The organism is Sinorhizobium terangae (genome assembly GCF_009601505.1).
Classification (GTDB): domain Bacteria; phylum Pseudomonadota; class Alphaproteobacteria; order Rhizobiales; family Rhizobiaceae; genus Sinorhizobium; species Sinorhizobium terangae.
This window is the reverse complement of record NZ_WITC01000036.1, coordinates 117166-132915: the sequence shown is the minus strand read 5'-3', so window position 1 is coordinate 132915 and position 15750 is coordinate 117166. Positions and strand designations below refer to the sequence as shown.

Annotated in this window: 16 protein-coding genes; 7 read left to right on the top strand and 9 right to left on the bottom strand. The window is 62.4% G+C overall.

Annotation, left to right across the window (positions count from 1 at the left end):
- Positions 1-173: 173 nt before the first annotated feature.
- From GHK62_RS09010 to GHK62_RS08995, 4 genes are all read right to left on the bottom strand, one after another.
- Entirely contained in the window at positions 174-911 is a 738-nt protein-coding gene (locus GHK62_RS09010) for a 16S rRNA (uracil(1498)-N(3))-methyltransferase (protein WP_153438262.1), read from the bottom strand.
- An 11-nt stretch (positions 912-922) separates the two neighbouring features.
- Entirely contained in the window at positions 923-2419 is a 1497-nt protein-coding gene (locus GHK62_RS09005) for an inorganic phosphate transporter (protein ID WP_184108439.1), read from the bottom strand.
- 135 nt (positions 2420-2554) lie between these two features.
- Positions 2555-3061 (bottom strand): NUDIX hydrolase, encoded by a 507-nt coding sequence (locus GHK62_RS09000; protein ID WP_153438258.1) that lies wholly within the window; start codon positions 3059-3061, stop codon positions 2555-2557.
- 240 nt (positions 3062-3301) lie between these two features.
- Positions 3302-4093: a FadR/GntR family transcriptional regulator gene (locus GHK62_RS08995; protein WP_283063090.1), complete on the bottom strand. Its 792-nt coding sequence runs from the start codon at positions 4091-4093 to the stop codon at positions 3302-3304.
- 213 nt (positions 4094-4306) lie between these two features.
- Between GHK62_RS08995 and GHK62_RS08990 the strand changes: the two genes are divergently transcribed.
- Positions 4307-5581 carry a DUF3422 family protein gene (locus tag GHK62_RS08990; protein WP_153438254.1) on the top strand — a complete coding sequence of 425 codons (1275 nt, stop codon included), beginning with the start codon at positions 4307-4309 and terminating at the stop codon, positions 5579-5581.
- A 10-nt stretch (positions 5582-5591) separates the two neighbouring features.
- Here the strand turns inward: GHK62_RS08990 and GHK62_RS08985 are convergent, their stop codons facing one another.
- Positions 5592-6488 (bottom strand): LysR family transcriptional regulator, encoded by an 897-nt coding sequence (locus tag GHK62_RS08985; protein WP_153438252.1) that lies wholly within the window; start codon positions 6486-6488, stop codon positions 5592-5594.
- A gap of 204 nt (positions 6489-6692) precedes the next feature.
- Here GHK62_RS08985 and GHK62_RS08980 point away from each other — a divergent pair, with 204 nt between their 5' ends.
- From GHK62_RS08980 to glcF, 4 genes are all read left to right on the top strand, one after another.
- Positions 6693-8132 (top strand): FAD-linked oxidase C-terminal domain-containing protein, encoded by a 1440-nt coding sequence (locus GHK62_RS08980; RefSeq protein ID WP_153438250.1) that lies wholly within the window; start codon positions 6693-6695, stop codon positions 8130-8132.
- Positions 8129-9337 (top strand): glycolate oxidase subunit GlcE, encoded by a 1209-nt coding sequence (gene glcE, locus GHK62_RS08975; RefSeq protein WP_153438248.1) that lies wholly within the window; start codon positions 8129-8131, stop codon positions 9335-9337. The genes GHK62_RS08980 and glcE overlap by 4 nt, the downstream gene beginning before the upstream one ends.
- 42 nt (positions 9338-9379) lie before the next feature.
- On the top strand, positions 9380-9760 hold the full coding sequence (locus GHK62_RS08970) for a DUF4870 family protein (protein ID WP_153438240.1): 381 nt from the start codon (positions 9380-9382) through the stop codon (positions 9758-9760).
- Positions 9761-10003: 243 nt separating this feature from the next.
- Positions 10004-11299 carry a glycolate oxidase subunit GlcF gene (gene glcF / locus GHK62_RS08965; protein ID WP_153438238.1) on the top strand — a complete coding sequence of 432 codons (1296 nt, stop codon included), beginning with the start codon at positions 10004-10006 and terminating at the stop codon, positions 11297-11299.
- Positions 11300-11446: 147 nt separating this feature from the next.
- Here the strand turns inward: glcF and GHK62_RS08960 are convergent, their stop codons facing one another.
- Both GHK62_RS08960 and GHK62_RS08955 read right to left on the bottom strand, forming a co-directional pair.
- The gene (locus GHK62_RS08960; RefSeq protein ID WP_153438235.1) at positions 11447-12142 is read right to left on the bottom strand and encodes a L,D-transpeptidase; all 696 of its coding nucleotides are present in this window, start codon (positions 12140-12142) and stop codon (positions 11447-11449) included.
- Between the two features lie 188 nt (positions 12143-12330).
- A complete protein-coding gene (locus GHK62_RS08955; RefSeq protein WP_153438233.1) occupies positions 12331-13092 on the bottom strand; it encodes a L,D-transpeptidase in 762 nt (253 codons plus the stop codon).
- Positions 13093-13342: 250 nt separating this feature from the next.
- On the opposite strand from GHK62_RS08955, the gene GHK62_RS08950 reads away from it, so the two are divergent.
- Positions 13343-13987, top strand: a complete 645-nt coding sequence (locus tag GHK62_RS08950) for a DNA-3-methyladenine glycosylase I (RefSeq protein ID WP_153438231.1) — start codon at positions 13343-13345, stop codon at positions 13985-13987.
- Between the two features lie 82 nt (positions 13988-14069).
- Here the strand turns inward: GHK62_RS08950 and copM are convergent, their stop codons facing one another.
- Positions 14070-14447: a CopM family metallochaperone gene (gene copM / locus GHK62_RS08945; protein WP_153438229.1), complete on the bottom strand. Its 378-nt coding sequence runs from the start codon at positions 14445-14447 to the stop codon at positions 14070-14072.
- 470 nt (positions 14448-14917) lie between these two features.
- Here copM and GHK62_RS08940 point away from each other — a divergent pair, with 470 nt between their 5' ends.
- Entirely contained in the window at positions 14918-15103 is a 186-nt protein-coding gene (locus tag GHK62_RS08940; protein ID WP_153438227.1) for a hypothetical protein, read from the top strand.
- 35 nt (positions 15104-15138) lie between these two features.
- Here the strand turns inward: GHK62_RS08940 and GHK62_RS08935 are convergent, their stop codons facing one another.
- Entirely contained in the window at positions 15139-15567 is a 429-nt protein-coding gene (locus tag GHK62_RS08935; RefSeq protein ID WP_153438225.1) for a hypothetical protein, read from the bottom strand.
- Between the last annotated feature and the right edge of the window lie 183 nt (positions 15568-15750).

The window sequence follows — 15750 nt, the reverse complement described above, 5'->3', positions numbered from 1 at the left end:
GTGCGGTGCAAGTGAATTTCTTTCAAGATCTCCTCAAAAAAACTCCGGGCTCCAGGATTCCCTAAATCAGTGCCGACTTAAGGGCGAATCGTGCAGCAATTCAACGCGCTACAGCGATCTTTGAGCGTCAGATACGGCGCGGGACATTCAAGGGCGCTTGCGAGCGCGACGGATCATCGCCAGTCGCCAATTGCCGCCTGGATGACCGCCATCGCCGCGACCGCCGCCGTATCCGCGCGCAGGATCCGGGGTCCGAGCGGGATCGCGGTCACAAAGTCCAGGCCGCGCAGCAGCGTTCGCTCGGCTTCCGAAAAGCCGCCTTCGGGGCCGATCAGCAGGGCGAGCTTGCGCTCGGCAATTGCTTGCAGGATCGGCAGCGGATTCTGGCTTTCGTTGCCCTCGTCGCAGAAGATGATACGGCGGTCCCGCGGCCAGCTCTGAAGAAGGTCTTCGAGTTTTCTCGGGGTGTCTACGGGAGGAATGCCGAGCACGCCGCATTGTTCGGCCGCTTCGATCACATTCGCGCGCACCCGGTCGAGGCTGCCGATCTTGCCCTGAACATGCTGTGTAATTACCGGTTGCAGTCGTCCGGCCCCCATTTCGACGGCCTTCTGGACGAGATAATCGAGGCGGCCCACCTTGAGCGGCGCGAAGAGGTAGACGAGGTCTGACGGTGCAGGTTGCGGACGCGTCCGTTCGACCGCGGTGAGAAGGAGGCGTTTCCTGGACGGAAGCGAGAGTTCCGCCCGCCACTCGCCGTCGCGGCCGTTGAAGACCAGCAGCGACGCACCCTCGTCGAGGCGCAGCACGTTGACGAGATAATTGTAGTGCTCCTTGCTGGCCTCGTGTGTCGACCCAGCATGAAGCGGGCTTTCCAAAAACAGGCGCTGCATACGGAAATTGGCACGCAATTCGGTCACCTTCAGAGGAAAAGGCCGGAAAGGATGAGATAGACGAACGCCGAGAGCAGGGCAGACGCCGGCACGGTGATGACCCAGGCCGCAACGATCGTCAGGAAATGGGAGCGGCGCACCAGCCGGCGTCGACGCACCTCGGCAAAATTGGCTTCCGCCTTGCTCATGAAATCTTCCTGCCCGGTCTTTCGGCGCACATATTCCAGCCGGCGCCTGGAGTGGCGCGTGTACCATTCGCGGAAGAAGCCGACGCCGAAGACCGCACCGACCGCCGTGTGCGTGGAACTGATCGGCAGACCAAGCGCGGAGGCAAGCAGCACGGTGACTGCCGTCGCAAGTGCAACGCAGAAGGCGCGCATGGGATTGAGGCGCGTGATCTCTTCACCGACGACCCGGATCAGGAGCGGCCCGTAAAGCAGCAGGCCGATGGAGATGCCGAGCGCGCCGATCAGCAGCACCCAGAACGGTGCCCTCGCGCTTTCCGTCGATACGGCGCCATTGACTGCGGAAACGATCGCCGACAGTGGACCAATCGCATTGGAAACGTCATTTGCACCGTGGGCAAAGGAAAGCAGCGCCGCTGAGAATATCAGCGGCATGCGGAACAGCTTGCGCAGCGACTGGTTGCGGTTGTCGAGCCCCTCCGACTGGCGGTGGATCCACGGCTTGCTCGCCACATAACAGACGATGCCCATGAACAGGCCGACCAGGAGACCGGTCGAAGGGGAAATGATGGCCACATGAACGAGCGCAAAAACCGCCACATAGGCGGTGAAGGCGCCCGCCGTCACAGCCAGGACGATCGGCATCCAGCGCCGCGCGGCCTCGATCTTGTCCTCGCGATAGATGATGAATTCCTTGAGAACGGCCAGGAAGATCGCTGCGATGGCGCCGCCAAGCAGCGGTGATATCGACCAGCTTGCCGTAATGCCGGCGAGCGCCCACCATTTGACGCTGGAAAGACCGGCGGCGGTCATGCCGGCGCCGACGATGCCGCCGATGATCGAATGGGTGGTGGATACGGGTGCGCGGGAAAAGGTGGCGATGTTGATCCAGGCTGCGGACGAGATCAGCGCGGCCATCATCACCCATACGAGCGTCTGAGGATCGACGAGCCCTCCGTCGACGATGCCGGCCTCGATTGTAAGCGTGACCTTCCGGCCTGCGGTCAACGCGCCGGCGATTTCGAAGACGGCAGCGATCGCCAGGGCCGTCGCCATCGTCATCGCCTTTGCGCCGACGGCGGCGCCGACGTTGTTCGTCACGTCGTTGGCGCCGATGTTCATCGCCATGTAGCCGGCAATCGCCGCTGCGGCGACGACGATTGCAGCACCCGACGAGCCGACAACGTAGATTGCCGCAAACGCCATGCTGAGAATCAGGAAGAGCAGCGCCAGGCCAGGGGCCGCCAGCCTGCGCATGACGTGATGAGAGGCCTCTTCGGCAAGGCTGAGCTTGTCGAGGTCCTTGTCCAGGGTCAGCTTTTCCAGGCGCGGCTTTGCCACGGATCGATCTCCATTGTCATAATCGCCAGTAACGGTACGGGCGAGCGCGTTCAAGCGGAATTGAAAGGAGAATGACAGCTAGATCGATGCCGGCTTTCCAAGCACGGCTGATGTTGTCCGCCGACGTTTTGCGGTTTAGCCGTTCGCGCTCTTGGGCAGGGATGCGGGTGCCGCCGCCATCCGTTCTCCGAACGCCAGGATAAGGCTTTTCAGCGAGGGTTCGGCAACGCGGCTCGCCGCCTCCTTGCAGTCGACCCATTCAAGGCGCCGGGTACCCTTTTCAGGGAAGTTCTTGCAGAAGTCATCGACTTCGAGCGCGTGTACCTGGACCTTGCAGGAGACCTTCAGGCCATGGTTCATGCGCTTCTGATAGACATAGGCGCCGATCGCGGCTTTCTGCGCCTTGCCCTTCACACCTGCCTCCTCATAGGCCTCGCGTTCGGCGACCTCATGGGCCCGCTTGCCCTGCATCGGCCAGCCCTTGGGAATGACCCAGCGGCCGGTATCGCGGCTGGTGATCAGGAGGATCTCCAGCGCACCCGTCTTCTTGCGGATCCGGTAGCAGAGCGCAGCATACTGCATGCGCGCCGGGCGACGCAGCATCAGATGCACATCAGCAGCTAACCGGTTCAGGAAGTTCAATGGGTCGATGCTCCTGCGAATCGATAGACATCAATCACTGCACAAGTATGGCGCGCCTATCTTGTCTGTAAATGACCTCAGACCAGCGATAAACTGGCGAGACCGCGTTGCGGTTCCGACAGTATCGCCCCGTCCAATGCCAAATATATGTACGCGCTTTAATTTCGCCAAAAAGCGAGGCTCGGCCTGGGTCGCATCCGGCGGATTTCATCGAGATCACGGGGGCGGCCGAGCCCGATATTAGGACCCGGCACGATCCCGCTGCTGAAGACGCAGCCGCGCGATGCGCGCCCATTCGCCGGTGCGCTCCGCTTCGTATGCCGCGGCGGCGACGAAGTCGATATGGCTTTGCGCCGCCGCCTTGGCGGCCTCCGGGTCACGAGCCATGATGGCATCGTAGATCGCCTCATGCTGTGCGAGAAGCCGGTCGCGCGCGCCCGGAGCGCCGAACACCGACGTGCGGTGAAAGAATATCCCCTGGGTCAGGAGCCGGTAGCAGGCGCGCAGCGTATGCAGGAGGATGATGTTGTGCGCGCTTTCGCCGATCGCGTTGTGCAGCTCGATGTCGGCTGAGAGCTCCTCGTCGAAATCGCCGTTGCGGTGTGCGGCCCGCATCCGCTCGATGACGCGCGTGAGAATGTCGCGGTCGAAATCGGTGGCGCGGCTTGCTGCAAGCTCCGCAGTCAGGCCCTCGAGCTCCCGCCGGTACTCCAGGTAGTCCTGTGTCGCCTTGTGGTGGCGCCCGATAAGCTCGATCAGCGGCTTGGAGAAGATCTGGCCGACCACGTCGGCGACGAACGTGCCGCCGCCATGCCGGCTTTCCACGAGTCCGCGTGCCTCCAGCTCCTTGAGGGCTTCGCGCAGGATCGGCCTCGACACGTCGAAACGCTTCGACAGCTCCCGCTCACCCGGCAACCGGTCGCCGTCGCGCAACACGCCTTCGAGGATCAGAAGCTCGATCTGCTGCACGACCTCGTCCGCCGTCCGGCTGTGGCTGATGCGTGCATAGAGGTCGAGCTGGTCTTCGGTCACGGCAATGTCTCCCGATGGAGGGAGACGCTTCCCGCTTTTCTCCTCCATGTCCGGCCGCAATCTAGCAGGCTCGGGAAAGTGGTCAAATTGATTGTCCACTTCGTCACGGGTAGCGACTGACAAAAGTCAAACTGCGTCAATGCGTCCTGTTCAATTTGCTCGACTGGTTGATAAGAAAGTGGTGATGAACGCGTGAGGGGGATGAAGCGCTTCATGGCAAAGGGCAGTTTTGCATTTCCGTCCGCGCCGCTGCGTGCGCAGGTTCTCGGTGAGGTTCACTCGCGCCCCTATGCGCTGGTGACGACGCCTCGCGTCATTTTTCAGCTTGCCTTCATGACTGAAGGCGGCTCGATCGTGGATCACGCAGTCTTGTCCGAGCTGTCGCGCTCACGCGGCATCGCGCCGCCCGGTCGTGATGCCAATCACCATGCCATGCCTTGGGGGCAGGGCACGCTGCGCTGGGAACGGCACACGGAATTCTCCACCTATTTCTGGGACGCTCCGGCGCCGGACCATTTCGGCGGCGAGGTGCCCATTCACCCGTTCGGTGACGGGTTTTCGCCGCCGGGAACCCTGATTTCCGGTATTCGGCTCGAAATCCGGCCGGACACGCCGGAGACGCGCGAGGCGATCAAGGCCTTCGACCCGACCAGCCTCTGTTACAGCGAAACCAAGAACGGGCAGGCGGTACTCGTGACCGATTTTCGCCAGAACGGCGACGGGCTGACGCAGATTCTCGTCATCGACCGCGGCCTGACGGAAGCGGGTACGGGCGCGCTGGTGCAGCGCCTGCTCGATATCGAGACCTATCGCACGCTCGCCATGCTCGGCCTGCCGCTGGCGCAATCGCTGTCGCCGGAAATCCGCAGGACGGAGGACGGCCTGACCGGAATCACCCAGCGGATGAAGGAAAACGTCCGCGAAGAGGCCGACGAGATGCTCTCCGAAATCACCCGGCTTGCGGCCGACGTCGAGGCCGGTGCCGCCCTCAGCCTCTATCGTTTCGGTGCCAGCCGCGCCTATTACGGCATCGTGCAGGAGCGCATTCGCACACTGGCCGAGACGGCCGTGCCCGGCTACGAAACGATCGGCACCTTTCTCGAACGTCGGTTGGCGCCGGCGATGCGGACCTGTCAATCGGTCGAGGAGCGTCAGGCAAACCTGTCTCGCAAGCTGGCGCGTGCCACGGCGCTTCTCAGAAGCTGGATCGATGTCGAACTCGAAAAACAGAACAGCGCCCTGCTGAACTCGATGGATCGCCGGGCCAAGCTGCAGTTGCGCCTCCAGCAGACCGTAGAAGGCCTGTCGGTTGCCGCCATTTCCTACTATGTGGTCGGGCTGTTCGGCTATCTCGCCAAGGCCGTGAGCCACGAACTGCCGGTCGATCCCAACCTTCTGACCGGCCTTGCCGTCCCATTTGCTGTCCTCGGCGTCTGGCTCGTCGTCCGCCGCATCCGTCGCCACCACGAGGAAAGCGCGCAGAAATAACGCCGCGCGGCTATTGCTCCCAATAGGGCACCGGCCCGTAAAGCGCGGCGAGGTACTCGATAAAGAGACGGACCTTGGCGGGCAGGAATTGCCGGCTTGGATAAACGGCCGAGAGCGCCAGGTTGCGGGAACCTTCCCATTGCGGCAGCACCTGGACCAACTGTCCGGAGCGCAGTTCCTTGCCGATGTCCCAGGTGGAGCGCAGCGCGATTCCGGCCCCGGCGATCACCGCCTCGCGGATGATCTCCGATGAGTTGGTGACGAGCGGCCCCTCCGGGCGATAGGTGAGGCTGCCGCCGGGCCCTTCCAGCTTCCAGTTGTCGTTATTGTGGGCCGGCAGGCAGACATGATTCGCGAGATCGTCGATTTCACGCGGGAGACCGTGGCGGGCGACATAGCTCGGTGCGGCGCAGAGGAGGCGACGGACAGGCGCGAGCTTGCGCGCGACGAGGCTCGAATCCGTGAGTTCGCCGATCCTGACGGCAAGATCGAAACCCTCAGCGACGATATCGGCGAAATCGTCGCTGAGAACGATGTGGAGTTTGAGGTCCGGATGATCCTTCATGAAGCCCGTCAGATGCGGTGCGATATGCATGCGCCCGAAGGACGTCGGCGCGCTGATCCGGAGTGTTCCCTGCGCCTGCGACGAGCGCCCGGAGGCGTAGGCTTCCGCGTCCTCGATACCGGCGAGAATGCCGAGGACGCGGTCGTAAAAACCTTGTCCGGCCTCCGTCAGCGAAATTTGCCGCGTGGTCCGCTGGAGAAGCCGCGTGCCGAGCCTGTCCTCCAGCCGCTTGACGCGCTTCGAGATCACCGCCGGAGATAGACTGAGCAGGCGTCCTGCCGCCGACATGCTGCCGGATGAGACGACCCGCGCAAAGATCTCGAGATCGCCGATATTTGTCATCAATCTTGACCATTATTGCCGAAAACGAAAAGATCCCTAGCATCTGCCGGGTGTCGATCCTAGTGCATTCCGCTTTCACAAAGCGAATAAGATGCTCTAGATACAAAGTTCTACGGCGTTCTTTACGCGTTCATTTGAACGCGTGGCGCACTAGTGGTAAAGAAAAAATACCACTCGGTGGGCTGTATTGCTTGGGAGGATCCTATGCCGGAGACGATCGGGTTTCTGAAACCGAAACAAGCCGTTCTGGATCGCCGGCAGGAAATTGTTGCCGATCTCAAGGATCTCCTGCCCAAGGGCTGCCTGATCAGCGAGGAGCGCGAGCTGAAGCCCTTCGAGACCGATGCGTTCCTGGCCTATCGGCGGTTGCCGCTTGCCGTCGCCCTGCCGGAGACGACGGAACAGGTTTCTGCCGTGCTCAAATATTGCAGCCGCTACGGCGTTCCGGTCGTGCCGCGCGGCGCCGGCACGTCGCTCTCGGGCGGCGCCATCCCGCAGGAGGATGCCGTCGTCATCGGTCTTTCGAAAATGTCGCGCATTCTCGACATCGACCTCTTCAACAGGACGGCCACGGTTCAGGCGGGCGTCACCAACCTTAACATCTCCGAGGCGGTCTCGGCGGACGGCTTCTTCTATGCGCCCGACCCCAGTTCGCAGCTCGCCTGCACCATCGGCGGCAATATCGGCATGAACTCCGGCGGCGCCCATTGCCTGAAATACGGGGTCACCACCAACAACCTCATGGGCGTGAAGATGGTGCTTTTCGACGGCACCGTGATCGAACTCGGAGGCAAGGCGCTGGACGCGGCCGGATACGACCTGCTCGGACTCGTCTGCGGTTCGGAAGGCCAGCTCGGCATCGTCACGGAAGCAACGGTGCGCTTGATCGCCAAGCCGGAAGGTGCGCGGCCGGTGCTCTTCGGATTCGCCTCGTCCGAGGCGGCCGGCGCCTGCGTTGCCGACGTCATCGGAGCGGGCATCATTCCCGTTGCCATCGAATTCATGGACAAGCCGGCGATCGAGATCTGCGAAGCCTTCGCGCATGCCGGTTACCCGCTCGATGTCGAGGCTCTGCTGATCGTCGAGGTCGAGGGGTCCGAGGCGGAGATGGACGCCATGCTTCAACGCATCATCGAGGTCGCTCGCCGCCACGGCGTCACCACGATCCGGGAATGCCAATCCGCATTGGAGGCGGCGCTGATCTGGAAGGGTCGGAAATCGGCTTTCGGCGCGACGGGCCGCATTGCGGACTATATCTGCATGGATGGCACCGTGCCGCTAAGCCAGCTTTCACATGTGTTGCGCAAGACCGGCGAGATCGTCGCCGGTTATGGCCTGCGCGTGGCAAACGTCTTCCACGCCGGTGACGGCAACATGCATCCGCTGATCCTCTACAACATAAACGATCCGGAGGATGCGGCGCGAGCCGAGGCGGCGGGCAACGACATCCTCAAGCTTTGCGTCGATGCCGGCGGCTGCCTGACGGGCGAGCATGGCGTCGGCATTGAGAAGCGTGATCTGATGCTGCACCAGTACAGCCGGGCCGATCTCGCCCAGCAGATGGCCGCGCGCTCGGCCTTCGATCCCGAGTGGATCCTCAACCCGTCGAAGGTTTTTCCGCTCGAAGGGCGTCCGACAGCATGATCGTCCACTTCGAACCGGCCAGCGCGGAGGGCATCGCCTCCGTCGTGCGCTCCGCAGCAGCAGAACGCGTCACCTTGGCAATCATCGGCGGTGGCACGCGTGCGGGACTCGGCAATCCGGTGCGGACCGATCGGACGCTCTCGACGCGTCGCCTCTCCGGCATCGTCAGCTACAATCCGGCGGAAATGACCATGAGTGCGCTCGCCGGAACGCCGCTTGCCGAGGTCGAAGCCGCGCTGCGAGCCAAGGGTCAGATGCTTTCATTCGAGCCGATGGATCATAGGCCGATCTTCGCCACGTCCGGCGAACCGACGATCGGCGGAGTATTCGCCGCCAATGTTTCCGGTCCGCGGCGCTACGTCGCCGGTGCGGCGCGCGACAGCCTGCTCGGCGTGCGCTTCGTCAATGGCGCCGGTGACCTGATCAAGGCCGGCGGCCGGGTCATGAAGAACGTCACCGGGCTCGACCTCGTCAAGCTCATGGCGGGCTCCTACGGCACACTCGGGATCCTGACGGAAGTCACGTTCAAGGTGCTGCCCATTCCGCCGGCGGCCGCGACGGTGGTGGTTTCGGCCCTCAACGACGCCGAAGCTGCTGCGGCCATGGCCGAGACGATGGCACAGCCGGTGGAGGCTTCCGGCGCGGCACATCTGCCCGAGAGCGTGCGCGGGCGCTTCCTGGATGGCGCACTTCCCGACGGCGCGGCAACCGTGCTGAGGCTCGAAGGCTTGGCGGATTCCGTCGACATGCGTGCCGAGAGACTCAGCGCGGCCCTTTCGCGCTTCGGGCCGGTCTCACGGCTCGACGCTGACGCGACGCGTCTCTTGTGGGGGGAAATTCGCGACGTGAAACCCTACGCCGACGGTACGAGGCGGCCATTGTGGCGGGTGTCGGTCGCGCCGTCCGCCGGGCACCAGCTCGTCGCTGCGCTGCGCCTTCAAACGGGCGTCGATGCCTTTTATGATTGGCAGGGCGGGCTCGTCTGGCTGCGGATGGAGGCGGATGCCGAGGCGGAACTCGTGCGTCGCTATGTCGGCGCGCTCGGTGGGGGCCACGCAAGCCTCGTGAGGGCTGGCGACGACGTGCGGGCCCGCATTCCGGCTTTCGAACCGCAGGCACCGGCCGTCGCTCAGCTGACGGAGCGCATCCGCGCTCGGTTCGATCCAGCGCGGATTTTCAATCCGGGGCGCATCGCGGCGCCGTAGGCGCCACCGCGATCCGTTCGAGAGATGCCAAGGGGGAATTCGATGAGCGATACCGGTCCACAGGCACCGCTTTCCGGCCAGACCGATCGCTGGCTGGAACCGGGCAAGGTCAATATTCAGATCATCTACGTGCTTTACCTGATCGCATTTGTCATCGGCATCACGGCGCTCATCGGGATCGTGCTCGCCTATCTCAACCGCGACAAGGCGGAGCCATGGGCGAGGACCCATTATATCTGGGCCATCCGTACCTTCTGGATCGCCTTGCTTTTCTGCATCGTCTCGGCCCTGCTCACGGTTTTGGTCATTGGCGTTCTAGGCTTTGTCGCCACGGCGGTGTGGATCGTCGTCAGATGCGTGATCGGCCTGCAGAAAGCGGCGCGGGAGGAGGCGATCACCAATCCCGAGAGCTGGCTCGTCTAGCTTTGGGGAGGCGAAATGCAGCAGGCGCTGAGATCTTCCCGCATTCCGCCCTAAATTATAGGAATGGTTCGACGGCTACGGATCGGCCGATCCGAATCGTCGCGGTCTACAGCGCCGCGCGTCCTATCAGGCGCGCAAAGGACGCTGTAGCACTTTGAATTGCTGCATGTTTTGTCCTTAAATCGGCTAGGATTTAACGAAACATGCAGTGGGCCCGCAGGGCCTGCCAGTTGGAGTATTCGGTTGCAGACCAATTTCACACCCGCGCAGCTCGCTGATCCGCATGTCGCCGAATCCGAGAAGATCCTGCGCAAATGCGTGCACTGTGGTTTCTGCACGGCCACCTGCCCGACCTATGTCGTCCTCGGCGACGAACTCGACAGTCCCCGCGGGCGGATCTACCTGATCAAGGATATGCTTGAAAACGGCCGGGCGGCAGACCGCGAGACCGTTACCCATATCGACCGCTGTCTTTCCTGTCTTTCGTGTCTCACGACTTGTCCGTCCGGCGTCGACTATATGCATCTGGTCGACCATGCCCGCATCCACATCGAGAAGACCTACAAAAGGCCGTTCAAGGATCGCTTGGCGCGCGCCGCTCTCGCCGCGGTGCTGCCTTATCCCGGACGATTCCGTTTCGCGCTCCGCGCGGCCGGCGTTGCCCGCCCGCTGGCGGGGCTGGCGAAGCGGGTCCCTTGGCTGAAGACTTTTGGCATCATGCTCGACCTTGCTCCGAAGGCGGTGCCGCCGGCGTCCGCAGGGACAAGACCCGCCACTTACGCGACGAAGGGCGAGCGTCGCGGCCGGGTCGCGATCCTGACCGGCTGCGCGCAGCCGGTCTTGAAGCCGGAGATCAACGAAGCGGCGATCCGGCTGCTGACCGGGCAGGGGATCGAGGTTGTCGTCGCCGCTGGCGAGGGCTGCTGCGGTTCACTGGTGCACCACATGGGACGCGAGGAGCGGGCGCTCGAGGCTGCGCGCCGTAACGTCGATATCTGGCTGAAGGTCGCCGAAGAAGACGGTCTCGATGCGATCGTCGTGACCGCCTCGGGCTGCGGCACGACGATCAAGGATTACGGCCATATGCTGCGGCTGGATCCGGGATATGCGGAAAAGGCCGCGAAAGTGTCCGCATTGGCAAAAGACATCACCGAATATCTGGCCGGGCTCGAGCTGCCGCAGCGGGAGCCGCAGAAAATGGCCGTTGCCTATCATTCCGCCTGCTCGATGCAGCATGGCCAGAGGATTACGACGGTGCCGAAGGAGCTGTTGAAGCGAGCGGGATTCACGGTTCGCGAGCCGGCGGAAGGCCATCTCTGCTGCGGCTCGGCCGGCACCTACAACATCCTGCAGCCGGAGATATCGGCGAAGCTCAAGGCGCGCAAAGTCCGCAACATCGAGGCGACGAAACCGGACGTGATTGCGACCGGCAACATCGGTTGCATCACGCAGATCGCGACCGGGACGGCGATTCCGATCGTGCACACCGTTGAGCTGCTGGACTGGGCCTATGGCGGACCTAGGCCGGCCGGGCTGTAATGGGCGAAGCGTGCTCCTTATCCGGCCTGCCGGCCACCTTCTCCCCGCAAGCGGGGCGAAGGCGACTGGCGGCGCCCCCTTAAAACCCCCTCTTCCCGCAAGCGGGGAGGGGGCTGGGGTGAGGGACAAACTGCCCCGCCGATCCGATCAGCCGCCAAAGATCTGACGGAAAATGTCCACGCCGCGATCGTCGTAGGTAACATCGCCGTGCTTGTTGCCTGGGCCTATGACGATCACTTTCGTGCCGACGTCGGCGCGATCGTAAAGGTGCTCGACGTCCTCGTTCATCATCCGGATGCATCCCGACGACATGTTCTGGCCGATCGTCCAGGGCTGGTTCGTTCCATGGATGCGGAAGATGGTGTCGCGGCCACCCTGGTAGAGATAAAGCGCGCGGGCACCGAGCGGATTGTCGATACCGCCTTCCTGGGTGATCGGCAGGACGCGGCCCTTCGCCCGTTCGCGCACGCGCATTTCCGCCGGGGGCGTCCAGGCTGGCCACTCGGCCTTGCGGCCGACCTTGACGACGCCGGACCAGCCGAAGCCTTCGCGGCCGACGCCAATGCCGTAGCGCGTCGCACGGTTCGGGCCGTCGATGTAATAGAGATATTTGTTGTTGGTATCGACAATAATGGTGCCGGGAGCCTCATTCGTCCGGAAACGGACCTTGGTGCGCCAATATTTTTGTGGCGGACGCTTTTGATGGGCGACCAACAGAACGTCGGAACGCTTGGCGGCGGCCTCCGGTGCGTTCGCCGGCGTGAACGCCGATGCATTCGTCACGGCAAACAGCACCGTCGCCGCGGCAGCGAACGCCACCACCTTGCTGGCATGAATTCTCATTAACGATTCCCTCTCAACCCTAATCGCGTGCAGGTTCTCAAATTACCCGCAAGATTTCGCCCACGCCATATCCGATAGAACATCGGCATCGGCGTAACTTGTATCTCCGGGAACAGCTGTTGCGTTTGCACCACTGTTCCCCAGTGCAAACGCAACTTGTGCGCGGGCTATTGAGATAATATGCGATTTTATATCACGATAACCTTGGTGCCGACGTTCACGCGTTCATAGAGATCGACGACATCCTCGTTGCGCATGCGGATGCAGCCGGACGAAACGCCATAGCCGATCGTCCAGGGCGCGTTGGTGCCGTGGATGCGGTAGAGCGTCGAGCCGAGATACATCGCCCGGGCGCCGAGCGGGTTTGCGGGGCCGCCCTCCATGCGGGCCGGCAGATAGTGTCCCTTCGCGGCTTCCCGCGCGATCATTTCCTGTGGCGGGGTCCAGCTCGGCCATTCTGCCTTCCGCGTAATCCGGTGGGCGCCGGCCCACTCGAAGCCCGGCTTGCCGACCCCGACACCATATCGACGGGCTTCGCCCTTGCCGGTGACGAGATAGAGAAAGCGGTTGTTGGTGTCGATCACGATCGTGCCGGGCTTTTCCGGACCTCCATAGGCCACGGTTTGCGGCAGGAACTGCGGATCGAACTTCGTCTTTACCGACTTTTGCGGACGTACTGCCGCAACCGGCTGTACCAATGCCGGACCGGACTTGCGGCTTACCTGGCGTTGTTCGAACTGTTTTCGGGTGGCCGCCGGCATCTGCGGACGGTAAGCGACCGGACGCGCCTGGCCACCGGGCTGCATCACCCCAAGCTGCGTCAACCAAGGGGCCGTCAGGTCCGGGCTGACGATGACCGGCGGCCGGTTGTGATACCGGTCGCGCGCTCCGGCCTCACCGGCAACGACACAGAGGAGGGATACGGCAAGAAAAAGGGATTTCTCCATCATGAGGCGGACTCGCTACATTACGCCAAAAATCTTCAACAACGGCTTCGCGGCCGGGAAAGCGGCGCTTTCACCTGCCGAGATGCCTGGCAATGGCCGGATCGTGGCACCGCGTTGCCACCGAAAGGTAAACGGCCATTCATTAAAAGGCCGGCGCGTAGATAAAGCTCCGGGTAGGGTTATCGGCCACTTTATGAAAGTGGTTTCAGAGTGGTAAACAGAACAAAAGAGCAACTGAAGCGAGAAAGAGACAATGGCCGCGAAAGGCTTGATTACCGGAGATGATGGACTTGATCGTTGCGCCTGGCACGGCAATCTCGAGGACTATCGGCGCTATCACGACGAGGAGTGGGGCCGGCCTGTTACGGACGACCACCGGCTGTTCGAGAAGATCTGCCTGGAGGGTTTTCAGTCCGGGCTATCGTGGTTGACGATCCTGCGGAAGCGCGAAGCGTTTCGCGCGGCATTCGCCGGCTTCGATTTCGACCGGGTTGCCGAATTCGGCGCGGACGATATCGAGCGTTGCCTCGCCGACACCGGCATCGTGCGCCACCGCGGCAAGATCGTCTCGACCATCAACAACGCGCGGCGCGCCAAGGAACTGCGCGCGGAATTCGGATCGCTTGCCTCCTATTTCTGGTCCCATGAGCCGGACCAGAGCGAGCGTCCGAAGATCGTGAGCTACGAGGCCTTGATCGCCAATCCGACGACCGCCACGTCGACGCGCATTTCGAAGGATTTGAAGAAACGCGGCTGGACCTTTGTCGGACCGACGACGATCTATGCCTTCATGCAGGCGATAGGCCTCGTCAACGACCATATCGAAGGCTGCTTTTGCCGCGCGAACATCGAGGATATGCGGCAACAATTCAAAAGGCCGGCGCGCCAGTCCGCGTAAACCGAGGCGCCGGCAACCTCTCCCGTCAGGTACTTGCCTTGTTCAAGAGCAGAGTGTGCCGGCGGGAAACCCCTTTCTTCGTTTAGCCGCCGTTCTTGGCGAGCCATTCCTTCATCACCTTGATCTCGGCTTCCTGGGCTTTGATGATGTTTTCCGCCAGCTTGCGGATTTCTTCATCCTTGCCGTGTTCCAATTCGATCTTTGCCATGTCGATCGCTCCCTGGTGGTGGGCAATCATGCCGCGCACGAAGTCGAGGTCGGTTTTGCCGGTGAAGGCAATGTCCATGTCTTTGTGCATCTTGGCGTTTGCTATGGCGAAGGCCTTGCTGGACGGTGACGTGTCGCCCGTCGTGTTTGGGGCTTCCATTGAGCCATGCACGTGGCCGCTCTCCTGTGCGAACGAAGGAGCGGCGGCAAGTGCCGTCAACATCAAGGCGGCGGTGATGGTTTTCAGGGGCATGATGTTTTCCTTTCGAAATCTTATCCGTTATTCGCGGATGCTCGTCCGCGATTTGCGGGTTTGTCCGTTTCCCGGCGGAGGCGCCGAAAAGCGGAGAGATGTTTCAGACGTCCTCGGGGGGGTCGAACAACCGCGGCGTTCTAGAGCGGGATGAGGAAAAGTGTGGACGGTTTTCCGCCCGCATTCCGCTCTAACTCATTAGAATCGATCACGTTTATGGATTTTAGGTCGATTCGACCTAAAATCATTGTGATCTAGGCTGAAAGGAAGGGCTTGGGCGGCGGGACCGGCGGTCTCGCGTTTACGTCGTCGGGCGCCGCGTAGTGGCGCAAGGAAAAGCGACTGGACGGGGTTTCCGGCGGCGTCACTTTGGACTGTGCGGGGCTGATTGCCAGACACGCCGCGCAAAGCACGGGATGCAGCAGCTTTGTTGGAAGGTTGCAGCGCTCCCCCGCCGCGCAACGCACGTCATGGCCCGAAGCGTGATGGCCGGAAGCGTGATGATCCGCGGCAACGGCCGCCAGATGATGGTGCCCCATGCCCGCGGTAGCGACATCCCGGGCCTGTGTCGCGGCCGACAGGGCGCCGACCAAGGGCGCGGACAGGAACAGCAGAACGAGGGCGAGGCGGCGCAGCATGCCTGTAAGATAGGTTAAGTTGCAGCAAGTGGAAGAGGTGTTGGCGGGCGCCGTCACACCCCCAACGCATCCGCGCGCCGAGGAAAAGCAAATACGCCCTCCAGCGCGCCGTCTCCAACTTCGCTGGCAAGCGTCGAATTTCCGACGCAACAGAGCGGCGCCGACTGGCCAGATGGACCACGCACGAGCGTGGCGAAGCAGAAGGAGGAGGCTGCCCCGGTCGCCTGCTCCAGTATGTTCAGAATTATCGATCTGTCGTCTCCGTCGTGGACGCGCAACAGGTCGACGATGCCGCACGGATTTCGCGACGCGCCGAGAAGCGCGAGCGTTCGCGGTCCCAGAAGGAATGTGCCGCTGGCAAGGTGGCAGCGCCACGGCTCGACGAGATAATCCCCGCGCTCCAGATCGCGCGTCCAGCCTTCATGTGCCTGCAGATGGGCGGGCTTGACGGCCCCGTCACCGGGATTCACAAATTTCAGCATGCCGCCAAAATCTCCACTGAAACCCTTGCGTCGCAGTGCCGGACAACCCGACCGACCAGCGCTTAACCTATAGGAGAACATAGCGACAAGTACAATCACGGATGTGTTATTGGGGAGGCCGTACCATGCGACAGAACGCCGTAGAGCGGGGACACGCGTCGAAGGGGCTCTCAGTGGGCCGGT